Origin of the sequence: Bacillus sp. FSL R5-0512 (genome assembly GCF_038593295.1) — a bacterium.
Lineage (GTDB): Bacteria > Bacillota > Bacilli > Bacillales > Bacillaceae > Bacillus > Bacillus safensis.
In genome coordinates this window covers 3,229,700-3,247,544 of the sequence record NZ_CP151982.1, presented here as the reverse complement: position 1 = coordinate 3,247,544, position 17,845 = coordinate 3,229,700, and the positions used below count along the sequence as shown (strand labels likewise).

General features: G+C 44.3%; 17 protein-coding genes. 4 read left to right on the top strand and 13 right to left on the bottom strand.

All coding sequences use genetic code 11. The annotated features are described in order from the left end of the window. Window positions 1-15 precede the first annotated feature (15 nt). Together NSQ25_RS16705 and NSQ25_RS16700 are read right to left on the bottom strand one after the other, a co-directional pair. A complete protein-coding gene (locus NSQ25_RS16705) occupies window positions 16-2,793 on the bottom strand; it encodes a DEAD/DEAH box helicase (protein ID WP_326135878.1) in 2,778 nt (925 codons plus the stop codon). Continuing rightward, window positions 2,780-4,387 (bottom strand): SWIM zinc finger family protein, encoded by a 1,608-nt coding sequence (locus NSQ25_RS16700; protein ID WP_070326105.1) that lies wholly within the window; start codon window positions 4,385-4,387, stop codon window positions 2,780-2,782. Before NSQ25_RS16700 ends, NSQ25_RS16705 begins: the two co-directional genes overlap by 14 nt. Before the next feature lie 186 nt (window positions 4,388-4,573). Between NSQ25_RS16700 and NSQ25_RS16695 the strand changes: the two genes are divergently transcribed. After that, a complete protein-coding gene (locus NSQ25_RS16695; RefSeq protein WP_003214884.1) occupies window positions 4,574-4,717 on the top strand; it encodes a hypothetical protein in 144 nt (47 codons plus the stop codon). A gap of 116 nt (window positions 4,718-4,833) precedes the next feature. Further along, entirely contained in the window at window positions 4,834-6,153 is a 1,320-nt protein-coding gene (locus tag NSQ25_RS16690) for a UDP-glucose/GDP-mannose dehydrogenase family protein (RefSeq protein WP_326135877.1), read from the top strand. A 33-nt stretch (window positions 6,154-6,186) separates the two neighbouring features. On the opposite strand, the gene NSQ25_RS16685 is transcribed toward NSQ25_RS16690, so the two are convergent. The 5 genes from NSQ25_RS16685 to alsS form a co-directional block, all read right to left on the bottom strand. After that, window positions 6,187-6,723 carry a chromate transporter gene (locus tag NSQ25_RS16685; protein WP_326135999.1) on the bottom strand — a complete coding sequence of 179 codons (537 nt, stop codon included), beginning with the start codon at window positions 6,721-6,723 and terminating at the stop codon, window positions 6,187-6,189. After that, window positions 6,723-7,304: a chromate transporter gene (locus tag NSQ25_RS16680; RefSeq protein ID WP_034281186.1), complete on the bottom strand. Its 582-nt coding sequence runs from the start codon at window positions 7,302-7,304 to the stop codon at window positions 6,723-6,725. Before NSQ25_RS16680 ends, NSQ25_RS16685 begins: the two co-directional genes overlap by 1 nt. Before the next feature lie 16 nt (window positions 7,305-7,320). Beyond that, window positions 7,321-7,797, bottom strand: a complete 477-nt coding sequence (locus NSQ25_RS16675) for an Lrp/AsnC family transcriptional regulator (RefSeq protein WP_024426311.1) — start codon at window positions 7,795-7,797, stop codon at window positions 7,321-7,323. A 152-nt stretch (window positions 7,798-7,949) separates the two neighbouring features. After that, window positions 7,950-8,720 (bottom strand): acetolactate decarboxylase, encoded by a 771-nt coding sequence (gene budA, locus NSQ25_RS16670; RefSeq protein ID WP_024423683.1) that lies wholly within the window; start codon window positions 8,718-8,720, stop codon window positions 7,950-7,952. Between the two features lie 35 nt (window positions 8,721-8,755). Further along, entirely contained in the window at window positions 8,756-10,456 is a 1,701-nt protein-coding gene (gene alsS / locus NSQ25_RS16665) for an acetolactate synthase AlsS (protein ID WP_326135876.1), read from the bottom strand. Between the two features lie 150 nt (window positions 10,457-10,606). Between alsS and alsR the strand changes: the two genes are divergently transcribed. After that, the gene (gene alsR, locus NSQ25_RS16660) at window positions 10,607-11,494 is read left to right on the top strand and encodes an acetoin biosynthesis transcriptional regulator AlsR (protein WP_326135875.1); all 888 of its coding nucleotides are present in this window, start codon (window positions 10,607-10,609) and stop codon (window positions 11,492-11,494) included. A 59-nt stretch (window positions 11,495-11,553) separates the two neighbouring features. Then, complete coding sequence (locus NSQ25_RS16655) at window positions 11,554-12,171, top strand: flavin reductase family protein (protein WP_034281182.1); 618 nt, start codon at window positions 11,554-11,556, stop codon at window positions 12,169-12,171. 38 nt (window positions 12,172-12,209) lie between these two features. Here the strand turns inward: NSQ25_RS16655 and rbsB are convergent, their stop codons facing one another. The 6 genes from rbsB to NSQ25_RS16625 are packed head-to-tail and all read right to left on the bottom strand — an operon-like array spanning window position 12,210 to window position 17,843. Then, on the bottom strand, window positions 12,210-13,127 hold the full coding sequence (gene rbsB, locus NSQ25_RS16650; protein ID WP_034281181.1) for a ribose ABC transporter substrate-binding protein RbsB: 918 nt from the start codon (window positions 13,125-13,127) through the stop codon (window positions 12,210-12,212). A 13-nt stretch (window positions 13,128-13,140) separates the two neighbouring features. Then, entirely contained in the window at window positions 13,141-14,094 is a 954-nt protein-coding gene (gene rbsC / locus NSQ25_RS16645) for a ribose ABC transporter permease RbsC (RefSeq protein ID WP_024423678.1), read from the bottom strand. Between the two features lies 1 nt (window position 14,095). Beyond that, the gene (locus NSQ25_RS16640) at window positions 14,096-15,577 is read right to left on the bottom strand and encodes a sugar ABC transporter ATP-binding protein (protein ID WP_326135874.1); all 1,482 of its coding nucleotides are present in this window, start codon (window positions 15,575-15,577) and stop codon (window positions 14,096-14,098) included. Between the two features lie 15 nt (window positions 15,578-15,592). After that, on the bottom strand, window positions 15,593-15,985 hold the full coding sequence (gene rbsD / locus NSQ25_RS16635; protein ID WP_025093920.1) for a D-ribose pyranase: 393 nt from the start codon (window positions 15,983-15,985) through the stop codon (window positions 15,593-15,595). Further along, on the bottom strand, window positions 15,982-16,860 hold the full coding sequence (gene rbsK, locus NSQ25_RS16630; protein WP_326135873.1) for a ribokinase: 879 nt from the start codon (window positions 16,858-16,860) through the stop codon (window positions 15,982-15,984). Before rbsK ends, rbsD begins: the two co-directional genes overlap by 4 nt. Continuing rightward, window positions 16,857-17,843, bottom strand: a complete 987-nt coding sequence (locus NSQ25_RS16625) for a LacI family DNA-binding transcriptional regulator (protein ID WP_326135872.1) — start codon at window positions 17,841-17,843, stop codon at window positions 16,857-16,859. The genes rbsK and NSQ25_RS16625 overlap by 4 nt, the downstream gene beginning before the upstream one ends. Window positions 17,844-17,845 lie beyond the last annotated feature (2 nt).

The following is a 17,845-nucleotide window of genomic DNA, read 5'->3' as shown; positions in this document are numbered from 1 at the left end:
TCTTTTTTGCTGTGATTAAGATGATTGAGCGGCGGCACTTAAGGTAAATAAGTCTTCTAGTTCGTTTGTCGATAGCTCTGTAATCCAGCTCTCGCTTTGGATAATTTGATCATTTAATGTTTGTTTTGTTTCGAGCATTTGATCGATTTTTTCCTCGATTGTGCCCGTTGTGATCATCTTATGGACGTGAACAAATCGTTTTTGTCCAATCCGATAAGCTCGGTCTGTCGCTTGGTTTTCCACAGCAGGATTCCACCATCTATCGTAGTGAATGACATGGTTTGCGGCGGTTAGGTTGAGTCCTGTTCCTCCTGCCTTTAAAGAGAGAATTAAGATATTGAATTCTTTCTTCTGAAAGCGGTCCACCATTTTGTCCCGCTCCTGTTTTGAGAGACTGCCATTTAAAAATTGGACTGGTTCTCCAAACATCTTTTCTGCCAGCTGCTTGATCATGTTGCCCATTTCAATATACTGCGTAAAGATGAGGCAGCTTTCTCTTTGCTCATGTATTGTTTTTAACAGCTCTGCGAGTTTATCCATTTTTAACGAACGTTTCAGCAGTTTCACATCTGTTCCCCGCTCTTTTAAATAGAGCGCAGGGTGATCACAAATCTGTTTGAGTCTGCCAAGCATACTTAAAATAATGGCTTTTCGCTGCATCCCTGTTAATGATGCCATATGTTCAAATGTATCCTTCACGAGCTGTTCATATAAAGACGCCTGCTCAGCGGAGAGCGGAATGAATTCTTTTTCTTCGAGTTTCTCAGGCAAGTTTAGGGCAACCTCTTCATCTTGTTTTGTTCGTCTTAATAAAAATGGTTTGATCAGCTGCTGCAGCTGTTCAATTCTTTTTTCTTCACGGTCTTTTTCAATCGGAAGGACGAACTTTTTATGGAAGCTGGTCAGGCTGCCGAGATATCCTTTGTTGACGAAGTCGAATATGGACCAAAGCTCTGTCAAACGGTTTTCCATTGGTGTCCCGCTGAGGGCTATGTGATGCTGTCCTTTGAGCTGTCTAATCGCTCTCGATTGTTTCGTATGGGCGTTCTTGATGTTTTGGGCTTCGTCTAAGCAAATGGTATTCCACTTTGCTGCCGTTAATTCATCACGATCAGAATGTGAGAGTCCATAGGACGTCAGAACAATATCTGTTGACTCGTATGCTTTTGTGAAGTCCTCTCCCTGTGGACGCGATGGGCCATAATGCAGGGCAACATTCAAATGTGGTGCGAATGTTTCGAGCTCTCGCTGCCAGTTTCCTAAAACAGAGGTCGGCGCAATGATGAGAGATGGAGCGGCATTTTGCTCCTGCTCCTTCAAATACGTGAAATACGCGATCATTTGAATCGTTTTTCCAAGTCCCATATCATCTGCTAAACAAGCCCCAAATCCATGAGATCTTAAAAATAAAAGCCAATTCACGCCATGCTGCTGATACGGACGCAGTGTGCCTTTGAAGGACTCACTCATTTCGTAAGAAGGCAGCTCGTGCGAATCATTTAATTGGTGGACAAGCCCTCTTAATTGCGATGAAAGTTCAAATTGAATATGGGCAAATGCTGAACTGTCTAGAAGCTCTGGAATCGATTCAGAGGAAGCTTCTTGATCTGCCAGTTCGCGTGACAAAATATCAGACATGTGAAGTCCTTCATTTTCGGCACGCTCCATCCACTTTTTCATTTGCTGTATGAAGGTCGGGTCTATTTTGATCCATTGTCCTCGAATGTTGACAAGGCGGCGTTTACTTTGGACAAGCTCGTTGAACTCATCTTCTGTCAGTTCAATGCCGTTTGTAGCAAAGCGCCAATTAAAGTCCATTAATGCGTCCATTCCGACATGTGATTCGCCTCGAGGGGTAGAAGAAATCCTTGCTTTTAACATCATCGTGCTGTCTTTGACAATTTGCCACCATGATGGGAGCAGAATCTCAATGCCCATATTGACAAGTGTTTCACTTGCTTCAGATAGGAAGAGCCATGCTTCTTCTTCTGACATAAGTGTGGTGCCAGATGTAAAAGAAAGCCAAGGGACGATTTGACTGAATCGTTCCAGCTCTCTTGAAATTTTATCTTGATATGGATGCCAAGACCTTTTCAATTTACGAATGCCTTCAAAAAAGTGAAGGTCGCTGTTTTTCTTGTCCCGCAAAAACAATTCGATTTTCCAATCATCTCCGTCAAAATCCGGTTCATTTAAGCGCAAGCCGACAGTGAACGGCGTCTCGTCATCAATCCAGCCAATTGTCTCCAGGAAATCCTGCTCATCTAGAAAATGTCCTTGGAAGGATGAGAGCGCAGGCGATTGTGCGGTCATGCGGTTCCATTTGTGCTGCAAGGCATCATCATATTGAATGTAATCCTGTACAGCAAGGGAGAACCAATCAGCCGTATAGCCATCTAATAGGCCTTCTTTATCTTTAAACCGAAGTTCGCCTTTTGTCCAAGCCTCATAATCGGGAACGAAATCTTCGTCCTCGATGAATTCGTAAATGGTGGAGGCTGTCTTCATCAGTGGTTCCGTTTCATCCGTTAATGTCACATGACTAAACGTATTAAATGAATTTTTTCCCAGCAACTCAACGGTCATCCAAGGGCTTAATAGAAAGGCAGGTGTGCCAATAAAGCTGACATCTTCTAAGAATGTTCCGTAGAAAGAAGATTCGTGCCATTGGAAAAGCTGCCTCTTCATTTCATTAAGCGGAACAGGGTGTCCGTCCTCTGCTTGCGCTGAAATGGTGAAAGAGAAATCTTCAGTTTGTTCTGCATGAATGACAATTTGTTTATGGCGTGTCATCAATCAATTTTCCTTTCTTCATTTCCTCTTGGAACGCACGCAGCCGTTTTGTTGAATCTTGCAGCTGCTTTACATACCTTTCCCAGATCGCGGTTTTTTTCGTTTTATGATAAAGCGTGCGCAGTTTCTTCAGCATTTTCACAGACTCTCGATAAGCACTTCGATTCTTTTGATCGAGGAGCAGTGAGATTTCACGGTGGTACGATGGAATGAGGGCTTCCGGCTCCTCTTTTGCAATCTGTTTGATCAAATCCTTCTCCAGTTCACTAATGGAGAAACCAACAAGGCTGTGAATCTCTATCCATTCCGCATAACGCTGCTGTGCATACAAGAGCTGACTGTATTCTGTAAACGCATAGGGCATACAGATTTGTAGGTAGCGTTCATATAAATGATGATCCTTCGTCTGCTTAAAGTATGCATCTAAATAAAAGAAGAAATCACTGACGGCTCCCCGCAGTTCTCTATAGGAAAGGTCGAGCTGGCAATATTCCTCTAATATATAGGTGATTTCATGATACCAGAGCTTGAGGCGCTTCCAGTCCTTTCGGTTTGTGAGATCCTTCAGCCAATTAAGCACATTTGGCAGCATATCCGCATTGAGCAGCTGTAATTGCTGAAAGAGGCTTTCGTCTTCTTTCAGTAAATAATCCATGTGCATCAGGCCGATGGTACGTTCAACCGTTTGTTCTTTCTTCTGTGCGTTCTTGAGTAATTCTGTTTCTTTTTTGACCCATTTCCCTCTATTTAATATGGTGCCCCAAATCTCCATAAAGACCGCTACTCGTTCATGCTGGAAAGGTCCATTGATTTGAAGAAGTGTGCGAACGGCAGTTGGTGTGTTTTCAAGAAACGGATCGAGGGAAAAGGAAAGGGCGTATGTCTTCAAATGATCCACTGAATCGAAAATGGTGTTCATGAGCTGTTCTACATATGGATTCATGGAATAAAAGTCCTTTTCGGCATCAAGCCGGCCGAGGTCGATGAGTTCATGAAGCCTCAGCCATACATCGATCGACGTATGAATCGCATACAAGCTCTTGAATTCAGGTGAAGCAGGTGCGTGTTTTTTTAGGATCGATAAATAGCCGTAATACAAATGCTGCGGTGTTTGCTGATGCTTCGGTGTCCGTTTCAGCCAGAGGTTAAATTCCTCTTGGAAAAAAGTCAGCCAGCTTTGGAGTGATTGTTCGTCTGGGCGCTTCACTTGGAAGTGCTGGCGAATCAGTTCTTTGCTGCGCTGTAATTCATCTTTTTCTGACCAATTTTCTGTAAATCCGGTCACACTCTCTACTTGAGCGTATAGCGAAAAGAAGACAGCAAGAATGTGTTTGCAAAGTCCATCTGCTGGACATGAGCAGCTGCTTCTCACAGGAAACAGCACATGAAGGTGGACCTTTGCTGCCACGACGTCATGTACATAAGCTGACCATTCGGTATCAGACTCTTGCTTGAGCCGATATACGCTGTCCTGTCTATAAGTAATCAATGCTTTTTTGATGAGTTGTTTGTTCTCATCTGTTGCAGGAAGAAGTTCTTTGATCTGTTCGGCAGTTTGTTTGATTTCTTCTTCGTTGATGTTGTGCTGAAGCATTTGATCCGCTCCTAACCAAGTAAAAGATTCCAATTCTTTTATTATAGCTCAATGGGGATTCATAAAAAAGTTTTTCATGAAAATGGTCATAAATTTCAAAAGCTGTCGAATGATGTAATAGAGTATTGCATAAACCAACCTTACAGCATATAATAATGAAATTAGTGGAATCGAAAGGATACAGACATGGATAATAAGGGTTTAAATCAAGAAGAATTTTTAAAGATTTTGATGTACGCTCATGATATTGGTGAAAATTCAAATGATGTCACAACAAAAGAAATGCTTGAAAATCTGATTGCTCATATTCGAAATGGTCTTGTTTCATAAAAGTGACCCCCTGCTAGTGATGGCAGGGGGTTTTTGTATGCTTTTAAGAATGGAATGAAAGCTCCCGGCATACGATGTCATTACAAGCATAAGGAGTATGGGGAGCTGATGGTGTCATGAATATTGCGATTGCAGGCTGTGGGTATGTGGGGCTTGTGACAGGTGTGTGTTTAGCGGAGGCAGGTCATGATGTCGCGTGTATTGATATTGACCGCCGAAAGGTCATGCAGCTGAAACAGGGAAATCCCCCAATGTATGAGCCAGGGTTAAAAGAGCTATTGAAACGCAATCTTGAGCAGGGACGAATTCATTTTCACATAAATGGAGCGGAAGTCTACTCGCGGGCAGATGTGTTAATGATTGCAGTCGGCACCCCGCAGCAGGCAGATGGCCAAGCTGATTTACAGTATGTGTTTCAGGCTGCAAAAGAGATGGGGATAAAAGCAAAGTCAGGGGCGATCCTTGTGGTGAAAAGTACGGTGCCTGTTGGAACGGGTGATCAAATCGATCAGTTGATCCATCAAGAATTAGGACGGAAGGAGCCGCTAGCGATTGCATCTAACCCAGAATTTTTACGGGAAGGCTCTGCCATTTCAGATACATTGAGGGCGGACCGGCTTGTGATTGGAGCTGAAACAAAAGTCGTATTAGATCAGCTGGAGGAGATGTATGCTGATTTCCACCTTCCAATGGTCAAAACAGACCGTAAAAGTGCTGAAATGATCAAGTATGCATCAAATGCATTTCTTGCGACAAAAATCAGCTTTATGAATGAGATTGCCTCCATTTGTGAAAAAACAGGGGCTGATGTTGAATGGGTGGCGCAGGGAATGGGGCTTGATCAGCGGATCGGTTCGTCCTTTCTCAGAGCGGGCATTGGCTACGGTGGTTCTTGTTTTCCAAAGGATACAAATGCACTTGTCCAAATTGCAGGGCATGTGTCCCATGATTTTGAGCTGCTAAAGGCTGTCATCAAAGTAAATAATGAGCAGCGGGCAGGTTTTATCCGAAATATTCAGGATCGGCTGGGGGCAGCTCTTGAAGGGAAGCGAATTGCGCTTCTTGGTCTGTCCTTTAAACCGAATACAGACGATATGAGGGAGGCACCATCTATTCCGATCGCTCATGAGCTCCATCAATTAGGTGCGGAGCTTGTGGCATATGATCCTGTTGCTGCCAGGCATGCAGCTCGCGAGCTGCCGGATCAAGTCTTATTTGCTCAAACGATTGAAGAAGCGATCAAGGATGCTGATGCGGTCTGTCTATTAACAGAGTGGGCGGATATTCAGTCGTTTCCACTTGCTTCCTATAAGAAATGGATGAAGCGGCCGCTTATTTTCGATGGACGAAACTGTCATACACTTGAAGCGGCAGAACAAGCTGGGGTCGAGTATCATTCGATTGGGCGCAGATCAGTTTCTCCAATTTATATGTAAAAGAAAACCGATAACAGTGAATGTTATCGGTTTTTATGAATGCGGCAGAATGAATCCGCCATATAAGAAAGCAGCCACAATCAGAAAAGCAGGGTGCAGCTTGAATTTGGTCATCAAGAAAAAGGAGACCGCAGCAATGGAGAGCGATTGCGTCCAGCCGACGGCTTTCACTGCATCTCCGCCGATTTCCCATGTTAATAAAAGCATCATCATCGCAATGACGGGCTGAACGGATAAGGTCATGCCTTTTACGACGAGAGATTGACGAAAGCGGTCAATCAGCTTGAGCAATAAAATCAGCCCAACAGCGGACGGCAGTACAGTGGCAAGCAGTGCCACGATAAAGCCTGGCCAGCCCATGACGTCATAACCGACATATGCTGCAATCTTCGTAGCGATTGGCCCCGGCAGTGCATTGGCTAAAGCCAGCATATTGGAGAATCCTTCGTTCGTCATCCAATGAAAATGATTGACGATTTCTTCATAATTGAGCGGGATTGATGCAGGACCACCGCCATATCCTAATAGATTAGATAAAAAGAATGCCCAGAATAAAAAGAGAATCAGGATCATGAAGACACTCCTTTCTCTTTATTTGGCCGATTCCAATGATTTTTCAGTTTAAAATGAAAAGCGCCATAAAATAAAAAGATCATCACGATGATTCCTGGATGAATGGACAGCACTTGCAGTCCAATAAAGGCAAGAAGGAATAGAGCGATCCCGAAGATCATGCCGAATCCTTTCAGCGTTTTTTGTCCAAATTCATATGCCATGAGGCCTAACAGAACCGCTATGACAGGGGTCACAGCGCCAATCATATTTTGAATGATTTGTGAGGAGCTTAAGACGCTGACAAGCGTGACAAGGGCTACCATGGCGAGACAAGTAGGTAAAATATGAGCAGCTGTGGCAACAATTGCGCCAGATACACCCTTTAATCGATAGCCGAGGTATGCTGACATTTTTGTTGCGATCGGGCCTGGTAAGGCATTGGCGATGGCGAGTGTTTCTCCGAATTCGTCATCGTTGATCCATTGATATTTCACCACCGCTTCATGGCGAATAAGCGGTATGACGGAAGGGCCTCCGCCAAAACCGAGAATCCCGGTTCGCACCATAGCGATAATGAGTTCGATATATGATTGCAAGTGGTTCAACTCCTGTCTACAATTTCATGCCCATGCGGCTTTTGTATCGTTTAATGAGCATTTGGCAGTCCACACTGACGACGCCTTCTAAGGGGTATAGCTTTTTTGTCAGGAAAGTCTCCATTTCCTGTTCATGTTGAAAAATGCCATGCATATGCAGCTTGCTTGGTCCTGTCATGTGATAAAGACTTGTGACAGCCGTTTCCTTTTCAAGCTGAAGGGCAACCGCTTCTAAAAATTTTGGCTCTACCTCTACATTAAAAAAGACAGAGACATGAATGCCAACCTTCGCGGGGTTAATTACAGCGGTGAATCGTTCAATGACCCCTGCTTCAATGAGCTGCTGAATGCGGGCTTGTACGGCTACACGTGACAGACCGACCTGTTTGCCGAGATCTGTATAAGACATGCGCCCGTCCTCGTGTAATAGGGATAGAATTTGTTTATCTCTTTCGTCTAATGTTAGGTTTGGAATGCTATAGTCTTTTGACACCGTATAACCACCTTTCTTCTGTTGATATTCTATCATATTTTATTACGAATAGACTGGATAATTTCTATTTTGCTATCGAAACGAAAACATCACGTGCAAGAAATCATCTTTGTGCATAAAAAAACACCCCGGAATCATCGGGGTGTTTTCATTTATTGATCCGGGCTGCTTTCTGCACTGGCAATTTGCTGTGCAAGGTCAGCTCGATCAATGTCTGCTTGGAAGAATTCCTGCGTATTTGGCAGATGTAAATTCATATGGCGTTTTTGAGAAATGCGGATGGTGACTTGATCAACGGTGTAATCAAATACGTGTCCGCCAACACTTCGATCTTCATCAATAAAATGAAGATGATATCCACTCACCGCAATGCCGTGTGCGTACTGCGGTGTACGGAAGCCTGCGATCGTACCTTGAATATCCTCAAAGTCGAAAATAGGCTGAGACTTGACTGCTTCTACCATCGGAACGTAAGGTTTTTCCTGTTTTTCAACCGTACGTGTTTGAACCTTTTTGAATGATCCATCAATGCGGACCGCATAAAAGATATTCTTACTTGGTAAAATGCGGTCGATTTCTTCTTCAAGTTCTTTGGACGTCATTGGTGCATCAATTCGATGAACGATATCTGTTTCAAAGAATGCTAGAGAGCAGAATGGTGAATAATCTTGATTGGTGACCGGTGTCGCTGTTCCATCCGAGCGCAGCCGGTAGAATGCGCCGTCAAAGCCGATCAGTTCTCCATCTAATTGATTGAATGTACCGATGCCAAAATCACCGTGTTCAGGAATATGTGCGAGGGAGAAATCTCCATCATATACGGCTTCCAGCAGGGAGGTCATTGTCGATACTTGATAGACCTCTTGCTGTTTGTCATGCTGTCTTGTGTCATTCTGTTGATTCATTGGGTGCATCATACCCATAACCGCTCACTCCTTTAATGTAATGTATCGAAGTCTTATCTGACGTTCATTGCATGTTTTTTGCGAAAGACTTCTGGCCATTTTTGACTGGCGAGGTCAGGGTTGTCTTGATAGTCAATCGGAATATCAATAATCACGGGTCCTTCTATGTTTATACCCTTTTGAAGGACGGTTGAAAGCTCCTCAGGTGAGTTGACCCTTAGTCCAGTCGCTCCAAAGCTTTCTGCATATTTCACTAAATCGATCTGCCCGAATTCAACGCAGGATGTACGGTCATATTTCATTTCCTGCTGGAACGCGACCATGTCGTATGTGCTGTCGTTCCAAACAAGGTGAACGAGATTTGTTTTCTTCCGGACTGCTGTTTCTAACTCCATTGCGGAGAAGAGAAAACCGCCATCACCTGAGACCGAGATAATCTTTTCATCTGGATTCATGATAGAAGCTGCAATTGCCCATGGTAATGCGACGCCTAATGTTTGCATGCCGTTACTCACCAGGAATGAGTTCGGTTCATAGACGCGGAAGTGACGGGACATCCAAATCGCGTGAGATCCGATATCACACGTGACCTTCGTGTCATCAGGAATCAGACGTCTCAATGTATGAATGACATCCAGTGGATGAGATCGATAACTTTCTCTTTCTGGTGTCTTTTCGATGTCGCTTAATAGCTCCTGTAATTCAGTGACTAATTCTATGTTCTCTTTGCTTAAAGAAAGGGGAACACTGTCATGCGCTAGATGTTTGACGGTTTCAGAAATATTGCCTATAAGCTCAAGCGCTGGCTCATAAAAATGGTCAATGTCTGCCTGCATGTCATCAACATGGATGATCTGACGCTGCTGCGGCTGAAGATTCCAATGTTTCGGATCATATTCAATTGGATCAAAGCCAATGGTCAAAAGGACATCTGCTTGTTCAATGAGAAGGTCACCCGGCTGATTACGGAATAAGCCGATTCTGCCTACATATTGAGACTCGAGCTCTCTTGAGAGAACGCCGGCTCCTTGGTACGTTTCAACAAATGGGATACCAAGTGTTTTTAATAATGCTCTTGTGGCATTTGCAGCAGCTGGACGACTAGCTTTCATTCCCACAATCGCAATAGGTAAGTGTGCATTTTGAATTTTGGCGATAGCCGAACTGATGAGAGCATCTGGTGCAGGACCTAATTCTGGAGAAGGGTGAGCAGACACTGGTGTTTGTGTGGTGTGTTCTGTCACGACATCTTGTGGAAAGCTGATAAATGCTGCTCCAGCCTGCCCTTTTTGTGCCGCGCGAAAAGCATTTGTTAATGCTTCTGGTATATTGTTTACGTCTTGTACTTCAACGCTATATTTTGTGACTGGTTTGAATAATGCCGCATTGTCGAGTGATTGATGTGTTCGTTTCAGACGATCTGCACGAATGACGTTTCCAGCGATTGCGACAACAGGATCACCTTCTGTATTGGCTGTTAATAGACCTGTTGCTAAATTAGATGCACCAGGTCCTGATGTGACGAGACAAACACCTGGTTTGCCAGTTAAACGTCCGACAGCAGCTGCCATAAAGGCTGCATTTTGTTCGTGTCTGCATAGGACAAGCTCTGGACCTTTGTCTTTTAATACATCAAATACAGCGTCAATTTTTGCACCTGGAATCGCAAAAACATGGGTCACACCTTGAGCAATCAGCGTATCAACAATCAACTCTGCTCCTCGTCTTGTTAGGGGTTGTGCTTGAGATTTCATTTACCCCGCACTCCTTTCGGCAAGTAAAATTTTTTATGAAAATATATTTTCATGATATGATTTACTATACAATTCATAAAATAAATTTTCCAATATATGTTTAACGTAGTTTTGATATGTTTCACGAATAAGTGTGTGAGGAGTGAAAGGATGGAACTGAGACATTTGCAGTATTTTGTCACAGTAGCGGAGGAGCTGCATTTTGGCAGAGCAGCCGCGCGGTTGAATATGACACAGCCTCCACTTAGTCAGCAAATTAAGCAGTTTGAGGAAGAATTGGGTTTTCCTTTATTTCACCGGTCGAAGCGGGTGGTGGAGCTAACAGCAGCTGGAAAGGTCTTTTTACAGGAGGTTCGGGGAGTGCTGCAGCAGCTTGATAAAGCCGTTGATCATGCACGTCATACAGCAAGAGGAGAGCTGGGGAAAATCATCATAGGTTTTGTTGGAACGGCGACATATGATATTCTGCCGCCCGTTGTACGTGAATTTAGGGAGCTGTATCCCTCTGTCAGTATTGAGCTGCAGCAGCTTTCCGTTCCGCAGCAGCTAGAGGCACTTTTAAATGGTGAGATTGATATCGGTTTTTTACACCCTACATCGCCGCATGAAGAATTAGTCAGTCGTTTGATGAAGCAGAGTGAATGTATTTTTGCGATTCCAAAAAATCATCGATTGGCTAAAAAAGAGACGGTCACAATTGAAGATATCCGTCATGAACCGATTATTTCTTTATCACAGGAATCATGGCCGTCTCTTTATCAGCACTTTGTCCTGCTATGTGAAAAGTACGGATTTTCTCCAAATATCGTGCAGGAAGCAGCGGAATATCAAATGATCATTGGCCTTGTCACAGCAGGGATCGGTATTGCAGTGATTCCACAATCAGCCCGGCGTTTATTTAATCTGGATGTTGTATATCGCTCCATTGAGGATGAACAGCTTCTGGCGGAATGGACGATTTCCTATAGACGGGAAAATCATAATCCTGCTTTATTTCATCTGGTCCACCATATCCTGCATCGCACCGAGCTGGAATAAGAGGTAGAGAGAAAGGGTTATGGTATGATGTCGTTACATTAAAAGGAGGCGTACCTGAATTGATTACATTGCTACTGGATCAGCTGTCACGAAAAGAGGCATATAAATTATTATCTGGATCTATCGTTCCAAGACCGATTGCATTTATTACAAGTCTATCTAAAGAAAATGTCGTCAATGCCGCACCATTTAGTTTCTTTAATGTCATCAGCGGACACCCGCCGCTCATTGCGGTTTCTATCGGACGACGTGATGGTCAGATGAAAGATACTGCGCAGCATATCATCGATAAGAAAGAGTTTGTCGTTCATGTGAGTGATGAAGACATGATAGAAGATATTAATGAAACAGCTGCTACTCTGCCTAGGGAAGAGAGTGAGCTGGATCGCACCGGACTTCACCAAGTAGAGAGTCATGTCATTTCGGTGCCGGGGATCAAGGAAGCACGCATTCGTTTTGAATGTCAGCTGGAAAAACATCTGACCTTTCAAAATGATGAAGGGGAGATCACAGTTGATCATATCATTGGCCGGGTTGTATGTGCACATTTAGATGAGGCTGTTTATGATGCAGAAAAAGGCTATGTTTCTACTAATGAACTGAAACCAGTCGCTCGCCTAGCAGGTAATGATTATGCCCATTTAGGCACGTCATTTGTGCTGAAAAGACCACAGTAATAGAAAAATACCCCCGAGGGATATCGGGGGTTTTCTGTTTATTTCTTCTGTTCTAGTTTGAGTGGAGCTGCGATGTTCTTTTGTACTTTTTTCCCTTTTAATACGTCGTTTGCAGCACCGACTGCCAGTTGACCGATCAGCTCTGGCTGCTGCGCAACCGTTGCAGAGAGCTTTCCTGCTTTGATCGAGCTGAGTGCATCTTCGTTGCCGTCAAAGCCAACGACAAGAATGTCTTTCCCAGAGCTTTGAATCGCTTCTAGTGCGCCGAGAGCCATTTCATCATTGTGGGCAAAAACGGCTTTGATGTCAGGGTTTCCTTGAAGAAGGTTTTCCATGACATTCAGTCCTTTTGTCCGGTCGAAGTCAGCAGCTTGTTTTGCAGTCACTTTTAGATCTTTATCCGCTATTTGATGGAATCCTTTTCCACGCTCACGTGTAGCGGAAGCGCCTGGTACGCCTTCTAATTCAGCGACTTTTGCTCCTTTGCCAACCTTGTCAATGATAAATTTAGCTGCCATTTCACCGCCTTTGACGTTATCTGAGGCGACAAGTGCTTCTACCTTTCCACTTTCGGCTGAGCGGTCTAATGTGATGACAGGTATATCTGAAGCGTTTGCTGATTCGACAGCGGTTGATATGGCAGATGAATCCGCTGGGTTGATGAGCAATGCGTCGACACCTTGCTGAATTAAATCTTCTACATCACTTGTTTGTTTAGCAGAATCATTTTGTGCATCTGCAATCACGACTTCAATGCCAAGCTTTTTTGCTTCTTTTGTCACACCGTTTTTCAGAGAAACGAAGAATGGGTTATTTAATGTCGAGATCGACAGACCGATTTTGATGTCTTTTTTCTTGCCATCCTTAGATGACTTGGCCCACTCCGGCGGTTCAAGCGAGCAGGCAGAAAGCAGAAACAAAGAGAGAGTCAGGATGAGAATAAGATATTTTTTCATAGCAGCTGCCTCCTTAAGCAGATTTCTTTCTGTCTAGCAGGACTGCAATCAAGATGACAATCCCTTTCACAACAGATTGATAGAATGATGAAACACCAAGTAAGTTCATACCATTGTTCAGGACACCGATAATGAGCACCCCGATGAGTGTGCCGACAATTCGTCCTCTTCCGCCGGACAGGCTTGTCCCGCCAAGTACGACGGCAGCAATGGCATCAAGCTCATAGGACGTACCAGCTGTTGGCTGCGCTGAATTTAGGCGAGATGTTAAGATCGCACCTGCTAAGGCAGACATGAAGCCTGCTAATGAATAGATCATAATTTTCACGCGCGGTACTTTGATTCCTGAGATGAGAGCCGCTTTTTCATTCCCGCCGATGGCATATGTTCTTCTGCCGAAAGGTGTTTTATGAAGCAGTACCCAAAGTACGATAAAGGTGAGAAGCATCGTGATCGCTGGAACAGGAATGCCTAAGAAATATCCGCGGCCGAATAACTGAAAGGCATAGTTAGAGCCAAGCCCAGTAATCGGGTTTCCGTCTGTATAAACGAGTGTCAAACCTCTGAAAATCGTCATCGTGGCAAGCGTTGCGATAAAAGGAGCCATTTTTCCTTTTGTAATTAAAAGACCGTTGATCATCCCAAGAACGGCACCGATGATACAGCCGACAATAATGGCTAAAATCGGGTCCATGCCAGAAACGATAAAGCCGGCAGTCAGGGCACTGGACAGTGCAAGAATGGCACCGACAGATAAATCAATGCCTCCAGTTAAAATAACAAATGTCATCCCAAAGGCAATGAGGGCATTAATGGAGATTTGTCTCAGTAAGTTTAAGATGTTTAATGGCTCTAAAAAGGCCGGGTTTAAAATAGAAACAATGGCGACAAGGATGATGAGTCCTAAGAATGGCCCAAGCTTTTGCATGATGTGATCAAATCGTCCATTTGAAGTAAGTGGTTTCATGTTACTTCCCTCCTGTAGCTAGTGTCATAATTCGTTCCTGCGTTGCTTCTGTTTTGTCTAATTCTCCGCTGATGGTTCCTTCATGAATGACGAGCACTCGATCGCTCATCCCGAGTATCTCTGGGAGTTCAGAGGAGACCATTAAAATGGCAACGCCTCGATCGGTCAATTCATTCATTAACTGATAGATTTCTCGTTTCGCTCCGACGTCGACACCTCGTGTCGGTTCATCTAAAATCAACACCTTTGGCTGTATGCCGATCCATTTGGCGATGACGACTTTTTGCTGATTTCCACCAGACAGGCTTCGGGCAGAGATGTCAGAGGAAGCCGTTTTAATCGTCAGTCTTTTAATGAGCAGGTCGACAAAATCCTGTTCAGTTTTCTTATCAATCAATCCCTTTGGAGAGAAGCTTTTTAAGTTTGGCAGACCGATGTTTTCTCGGATGGATGCATCAAGCATCAATCCTTCATCCTTGCGATCCTCTGTGATAAAGCCGATGCCGAGCTTGACGGCATCACTTGGTTTTTTAATAACAGCCTTTTTTCCATGAACCCAGATTTCTCCTTGATCAAGAGGATCAAGGCCAAACAGCGACCGCATCATTTCGGTCCGGCCAGCACCCATTAAGCCTGCAACACCAACGATTTCTCCAGCCTTAACTGAGAAATTGATATCTTGAAATTGTCCTTTTCTCGTTGCTTGTTTCACCTCAAGGACAATGTCTCCTGTAGAAGGCGTTCGCTCAGGATATCGATCTGTCAATTCACGGCCGACCATTTTCTTGACGACTTCATGGAAATTCGTTTCAGGTATGGCTTTCGTATCGACCGTTTTCCCATCACGCATGATCGTAATCCGGTCACAGATTGCAAAGATTTCCTCCATACGGTGAGAAATATAGACAATGGAAACGCCTTCTTTTTTGAGAGATTCAATGACCTGGAAGAGCTTCTCGATTTCCCGTTCCGTAAGAGCTGCTGTCGGCTCATCCATGATGATGACCTTTGCATCGGTCATTAATGCTTTTGCAATCTCAATCATCTGTTTTTGTCCAACAGAACAGCTGCCTGCCTCTTGTTCAAGTGAGAGATTCACAGACAAACGGTCCAGCTGCGTTTGGGCGAGGGTCTTCATTTTCTTAGTATCTAGCAGTCCGAGTTTCGTATAGATTTCTTTCCCGATGAATAGATTCTCCAAGACGGTCATATCCGGCCATATGTTGAGCTCCTGATGAATGAAGGCGATGCCGTGCTGTTCCGCTTCCTTCGGATTTTTGAAAGCGGTTTCTTTTCCGTCGATTTGTATCGTTCCTTGATCTAAAGAATAAAGACCTGTAAGCAGATTCATTAAAGTTGATTTTCCCGCACCATTTTCACCCATGAGTGCGTGGACTTCACCTGTGACGAGGTCAAAGGAGACCCCGGAGAGAACGGTGTTTTTTCCAAAAGCCTTATGGATGTTATGCATCTCTATGTTCATATCTGGCTCCTCCTTTTAAAAGATGACACCGGCATGAAGAATGCAGTTTGCGTATGGGGTGGCTTCACCCGTTCGAATGACTGCTTTTGCCTGTTTGGTCATGTCTTTGAACGTCTCGTGGTCTACTTCATGTAACGGTTTTGAGAGCGCTTTCTTAAGAAATAAATGATCTCGTTCATTGGCTTCTTTGATTTCACTAGCTACAGTGATGTTTTCAACGGCCATTTCCTGAAGAAGGAGGGAGGTGACCTCCTGAAAGGATGGTGTGCCGATTGATAACGCCAAGTCGATTTTGACTGGACCTTCTGGGATAGGGAGACCACAATCTGCGATGACGATTGTATCTGTGTGGCCAAGGTCAGCAAGCACCTTGGCGATATGGCTGTTTAGGATGCCGTTTTTTTTCATTTCTTTTTCTCCAATTCTTCTCTTGTTGGCATGCCGCCTTGTGCGCCAAACTTTGTGACGGACATTGATGCTGCAAGGTTGGCAAAGGCAAGTGCGTCATAGAGGGATTTGCCTTCTGTTAGAGCGACAGCCAAGGCTCCGTTAAAGGTATCGCCAGCTCCTGTTGTATCGACTGCTTCGACAGGAACGCCTGGAACCAACACGTCTTTCGTTCCATCAAAATATCGAACCCCATTTTTTCCTTCTGTGATCAATAATTTGTTAGGGTATTGACGCAAGGCCTCACTGGTTGGCAGACCATCAAACATTAGAACAGCTTCATGTTCATTCGGTGTAATGTAAGCAGCCTGCTCTAAAACCTGCTGCGATACTTTGCGGGCTGGTGCAGGGTTTAAAATGACAGGGATTTCTTTTTCACTGCAAATGGCGCAGACCGCTTCGACCGTTTCTTCAGGTATTTCCTGCTGGATGAGAACCATCCCGATATTATCAATTGTAGAAAGAGCATCACTTACATAGTCAGGAGTAACCTCGTCATTTGCCCCTTTGACCACTACAATGCTGTTATCACCTTCTGCTAAAATGATATGAGCTGTACCGCTCTCCATTTCGGTAACCGGTTTCATATATGAGGTGCGGACACCTTGTGCTTCTAAATTGCTGAGAATATCCTGACCATAAGCGTCATCACCAACTCGGCCGACCATGTATACATCTGCACCGAGTCTGGCGCTTGCGACTGCCTGATTGGCACCTTTCCCGCCTGGGACCGTTTTAAACGATTTGCCTAAAACCGTTTCACCGGCATTTGGCCGTTTATCTGATGTGACGACTAAATCCATTGAACAGCTTCCTACTACAACAATATGACTCATTGTGAATCCACCTTTCTTGTGGTCTCTCGTTCAATAAAAGAGACGGGCATTTGAATAACTGGTTCATCTATCGGTTGTTTCTGAATCGCTTTGATTAACAGCTGTGCCGCTTCTTTTCCCATCTCATAGGCGGGCTGCCTTATGGTCGATAAGGAAGGGAAGAGCAGCTCACTTTGCGGGATATCATCAAATCCAATGATTTGAACGTCTCTTGGAATGGCTTTTCCGATCCGAAGCGCTTCATGGATGACCGCTGTTGCGACGATGTCATTGCTGGCAATGATCCCATCTGTTTCAGGGTACAGCTGGAAAAGGGCCTTGGCGCTTTTTCGGGCTTCTTGAAAGGAAAATGAAGCATTTGACATCACATGAAAGTCGACGCCTGTTTCCGTGAGAACATCGAGTGCGCCTTTGAATCGCTGCCGCGCTGTTTGCAGATGGGCAGGTCCTTTTAACAGTGTGATCTGCCGGCTGCCGCGTCTGATTAATTCCATTGCCGCCATTTTCCCGCCAGCTGCAGCATCTGCAAAAACAGAAGGTGCATGTGGGACCGTTCGATCTAAAAACACAACAGGCAGATCATCATCATTGTATATATCTGATTCAGGTTCATTTGTGACCGCGATGACACCGACTACTTGATTTTGTTTAAAGGTTTGTAAGTAAGCCATTTCCTTCTCTCGATCTTCATCACTGTTCCCGAATAATAACCGAAAACCGTGCGCATGAATCTCATCCTCAACGCCTCTAGCAAGCTGAGGAAAGAAGGGATTTGTGATATCAGGCAAGATTAAGCCGATTAAGCGTGATTCTCTTTTAAAAAGGGATCTAGCCACTTCATTGGGAAAGTAGTTCAACTCCTGCATCGCTTGTGTCACGCGGATTTTCGTATCTGAATGAACATATCCAGTATCATTGAGCACGCGTGAAACAGTGGCAACAGACACTTGTGCAGCTTTTGCAACATCTTTAATTGTAGCCAATG

What these genes read in the sequence shown, in the direction of transcription:
- rbsK (WP_326135873.1), bottom strand. Translation starts at nt 16,860, where the DNA reads ATGAGTCATATTGTTGTAGTAGGAAGCTGTTCAATGGATTTAGTCGTC.
- rbsB (WP_034281181.1), bottom strand. Translation starts at nt 13,127, where the DNA reads ATGAAAAAATATCTTATTCTCATCCTGACTCTCTCTTTGTTTCTGCTT.
- rbsC (WP_024423678.1), bottom strand. Translation starts at nt 14,094, where the DNA reads ATGAAACCACTTACTTCAAATGGACGATTTGATCACATCATGCAAAAG.
- alsS (WP_326135876.1), bottom strand. Translation starts at nt 10,456, where the DNA reads ATGAAATCTCAAGCACAACCCCTAACAAGACGAGGAGCAGAGTTGATT.
- alsR (WP_326135875.1), top strand. Translation starts at nt 10,607, where the DNA reads ATGGAACTGAGACATTTGCAGTATTTTGTCACAGTAGCGGAGGAGCTG.
- NSQ25_RS16700 (WP_070326105.1), bottom strand. Translation starts at nt 4,387, where the DNA reads ATGCTTCAGCACAACATCAACGAAGAAGAAATCAAACAAACTGCCGAA.
- NSQ25_RS16690 (WP_326135877.1), top strand. Translation starts at nt 4,834, where the DNA reads ATGAATATTGCGATTGCAGGCTGTGGGTATGTGGGGCTTGTGACAGGT.
- NSQ25_RS16695 (WP_003214884.1), top strand. Translation starts at nt 4,574, where the DNA reads ATGGATAATAAGGGTTTAAATCAAGAAGAATTTTTAAAGATTTTGATG.
- NSQ25_RS16640 (WP_326135874.1), bottom strand. Translation starts at nt 15,577, where the DNA reads ATGAACATAGAGATGCATAACATCCATAAGGCTTTTGGAAAAAACACC.
- budA (WP_024423683.1), bottom strand. Translation starts at nt 8,720, where the DNA reads ATGGGTATGATGCACCCAATGAATCAACAGAATGACACAAGACAGCAT.
- rbsD (WP_025093920.1), bottom strand. Translation starts at nt 15,985, where the DNA reads ATGAAAAAAAACGGCATCCTAAACAGCCATATCGCCAAGGTGCTTGCT.
- NSQ25_RS16705 (WP_326135878.1), bottom strand. Translation starts at nt 2,793, where the DNA reads ATGACACGCCATAAACAAATTGTCATTCATGCAGAACAAACTGAAGAT.